The sequence below is a fragment of the Nocardia testacea NBRC 100365 genome (assembly GCF_000308775.1).
Classification (GTDB): domain Bacteria; phylum Actinomycetota; class Actinomycetes; order Mycobacteriales; family Mycobacteriaceae; genus Nocardia; species Nocardia testacea.
Genome location: NZ_BAGJ01000057.1, coordinates 1 through 3,551, shown reverse-complemented (window position 1 = coordinate 3,551; position 3,551 = coordinate 1). Strand labels below are relative to the sequence as shown.

Annotated in this window: 1 protein-coding gene and 1 pseudogene; both read right to left on the bottom strand. The window is 67.2% G+C overall.

Translation table 11 applies throughout. The features are described 5' to 3' along the window. A pseudogene (locus ON38_RS07185) lies at positions 1 to 1,224 on the bottom strand (hypothetical protein); the annotation flags it as partial. A gap of 190 nt (positions 1,225 to 1,414) precedes the next feature. Beyond that, positions 1,415 to 3,292, bottom strand: coding sequence for a translation elongation factor 4 (gene lepA, locus ON38_RS07180; protein ID WP_039823402.1), 1,878 nt, complete (start codon positions 3,290 to 3,292; stop codon positions 1,415 to 1,417). Positions 3,293 to 3,551: the final 259 nt, after the last annotated feature.

The window sequence follows — 3,551 nt, the reverse complement described above, 5'->3', positions numbered from 1 at the left end:
GGTCGACGCCGCCGCGCCGGAGGCCGTCCCGGCGCCGGACGCGGCACCGGGAAGCGCGGTATCCGCCCCGGGAGCCATACCGGAGTCGGCTCCGCGGGCCGCGGCCTGCGCACCCGCGTCCGCCCGCGCGGCGGCGTCCAGTGGATCGCGGCCCGCGGCGTGCAACGAATCGGACGCGGCGGTGCCGGACTGCGCCCAGTCGAGGTATTGATCGAGCCGATCGTCGAGCAGGCTGCCGTCACCTACGGTGATATCGAGATCCCAGTCGGAGGCGACCCAGAAACCGTCGGCGCCCGCCGAGATATCGAGCCCCATATGCGAATCGACGGCCACCGCATGACCGAACCCGTCGGCGACCACGATTCCGCCGTCCGCCCCGAGGTCGATGACCAGCTCGCCGATCGGACCACCCTCGCCGGACCAATCGGACACCGGATCGCCGGCCGGGCGCGCGAGGAGATCGGCGAGGTCGAAACCCCAGTCGCCGTCGTCGGCGCTGCGCGCCACCGCCTGGGCCGAGGAATCGGGACTCAGGTCGAATCGGGGCAGGTCGAAGATATCGGTCTGGAAGGCATCACCCGGCGCCGGCAACTCGAATTCGCCCGGGGCTGCGGGTCCTTCGTTACCGGGCAGCGGAAAACCCTGGCCCCAGCCGGGGATACCGTCGAAACCCGGGATATTGTTCGGCGGCAGACCGGGATCCGGCGCGCCGAACTCGGGCATACCCGGGAGCTGGGACTCCGGTACCCCGGTCCCCGGCATGAAATCCGCACCGGGCGGGCCGCCCTCGGGCGCGCCGGGTACCAGCGTCAGTCCGGGTAGGTCCTCGGTATGGACACCCGGGTAGTAGTCGTCGAAATCGTAATCGCCGGGCCGGCCGACCTGGATGTCGAGAGTCGGGACGTGCGGCAGCGGCATGGTCGTGCTCGCGTCGCCGGCCGAACCCGGGGCCTCGGCCGGCACCGGATCCGGATCCGGGAAGGTGATCACCGGGCTGGGGACATCGGGATCGGGATCGGCGCTGTAGGCCCAGCCGGCGTTACGGCTGTCCAGTTCACTGGGCGCCGCCGGCACTCCGCCGCCATTGTTCGCGATCAGCGCGCCGCCGGTCACATAGGCGCCGCCGCGCGCGACTCGCGACGTGGCGCTGGCAATGCGATAAGCGGTGTCAGCACCGCGTTCGGTGACCTCTTCGTCGCCGTCGAACGGCAGATCACGCGCCATTCCAAACTCCACTCTCGCGTTCAGCAGCAACCACGCCGGGGCCGCCCCGGCGCGGATCCGCCATCAGCCTATTGTCGACATCTGCGGCTGTCACATTTTCGTTATCAGCAGATTCCGGTAGACCGGGTGGAGGCGCGGAGCATATCCGGCTATCGCGCAGCGATATTCCCGCAAGCGGGGATAGGGGCGGCTACTTCTTGTCCTTCGGCTTATCGGACTGCGCGTCGGAGGACAGCGCCGCGACAAAGGCTTCCTGCGGGACGTCGACCCGGCCGATCGTCTTCATCCGCTTCTTGCCCTCTTTCTGCTTCTCCAGCAGTTTGCGCTTACGGCTGATGTCACCGCCGTAGCATTTCGCCAGCACATCCTTGCGGATGGCGCGGATGTTCTCCCGGGCGATGATCTTGGAACCGATGGCCGCCTGGATCGGCACCTCGAACTGCTGACGCGGGATCAGCTCGCGCAGTTTGGTGGTCATCTTGTGCCCGTAGGCCTGGGCGGCATCACGGTGCACGATGGCGCTGAAGGCATCCACCGCCTCGCCCTGCAGCAGGATATCCACCTTGACCAGCTGCGCTTGCTGTTCCCCGGACTCCTCGTAGTCGAGCGAGGCGTAGCCGCGGGTCCGCGATTTCAGCGAATCGAAGAAATCGAAGATGATCTCGGCCAGCGGCAGGGTGTAGCGCAGTTCGACCCGGGTCTCCGACAGGTAGTCCATTCCACCGAGGTCGCCGCGCCGCGACTGGCACAGCTCCATGATGGCGCCGATGAATTCGCTCGGCGAGATGATGGTGACCTTCACGACCGGCTCGAAGACCTCGCGCACCTTGCCTTCCGGCCAGTACGACGGATTCGTCACGGTATGTTCCGTACCGTCTTCCATCACCACCCGGTAGACCACGTTCGGCGCGGTGGAGATCAGGTCGAGACCGAATTCGCGCTGCAAGCGTTCGCGGGTGATCTCCATGTGCAACAGGCCCAGGAACCCGCAGCGGAAGCCGAACCCGAGCGCCACCGAGGTCTCCGGATCGTAGGTGAGGGCGGCATCGTTGAGCTGGAGTTTGTCCAGCGCGTCCCGCAGGTCCGGGTAATCGGACCCGTCCACCGGGTACAGCCCCGAGTAGACCATCGGACGCGGTTCGCGGTAGCCGGTGAGCGGTTCGATCGCACCGTTGCGGGCGGCGGTCACGGTATCGCCGACCTTCGACTGCCGGACGTCCTTCACCCCGGTGATCAGATAACCGACCTCCCCCACCCCGAGGCCCTGGGTCGGCTTGGGTTCCGGTGAGACGATGCCGATCTCGAGCAATTCGTGGGTGGCACCGGTGGACATCATCTTGATCTTCTCACGCGGCGTCAGCTTGCCGTCGACCACACGGACGTAGGTGACCACGCCGCGATAGGTGTCGTAGACCGAGTCGAAGATCATCGCCCGCGCGGGGGCATCCGCCTCCCCGACCGGCGCCGGAACCCGCTCGATCACCCGATCCAGCAGTTCGGTGACGCCCACCCCGGTCTTCCCGGACACGCGCAACACATCCTCCGGCTCACAGCCGACGATATGGGCGAGTTCGGCGGCGTAGCGCTCGGGGTCGGCGGCCGGCAGATCGATCTTGTTCAGGACCGGGATGATCTCCAGGTCCTTGTCCAGCGCCAGATACAGATTCGCCAGGGTCTGGGCCTCGATCCCCTGCGCGGCGTCGACCAGCAGGATCGCGCCCTCGCAGGCCTCCAACGCCCGCGACACCTCGTAGGTGAAGTCCACGTGACCCGGCGTATCGATCAGGTGCAGGACGAACTCCTCGCCCTGGTGCGCACCGGACTTCGGCGTCCACGGCAGTCGCACGTTCTGGGCCTTGATGGTGATACCGCGTTCCCGCTCGATATCCATCCGGTCCAGGTACTGCGCACGCATCTGCCGTTCCTCCACGACACCGGTGAGCTGCAGCATCCGGTCGGCCAGCGTCGACTTGCCGTGATCGATGTGCGCGATGATGCAGAAGTTCCGGATCCGCGACGGATCGGTGAACGTCGTATCGGCGAAGCTGGCGGGCACTCCACTCCTCATGGGGTATCGGGCGTACTGAACACCATCGTCCCATGCTGGACCCCGCCCACCGCCGCCCAGGTCCCGCCGCGGTCCACCGGAGGCGATATCCCCGGCGGCGGCGTGACGTTATCCTCCTGAGATGGCCCGAAGTTGGAACAGTCTCGGCAAGCAACTCACCGCGATCGCGAAACAACAGGGTCCCAAGATCGTCAGGCGGCAGGCGCCGCGCCTGGTCGAGGCCCTGCTCGACCGACGGGGTGCGCGCGCCGGCGCGGGC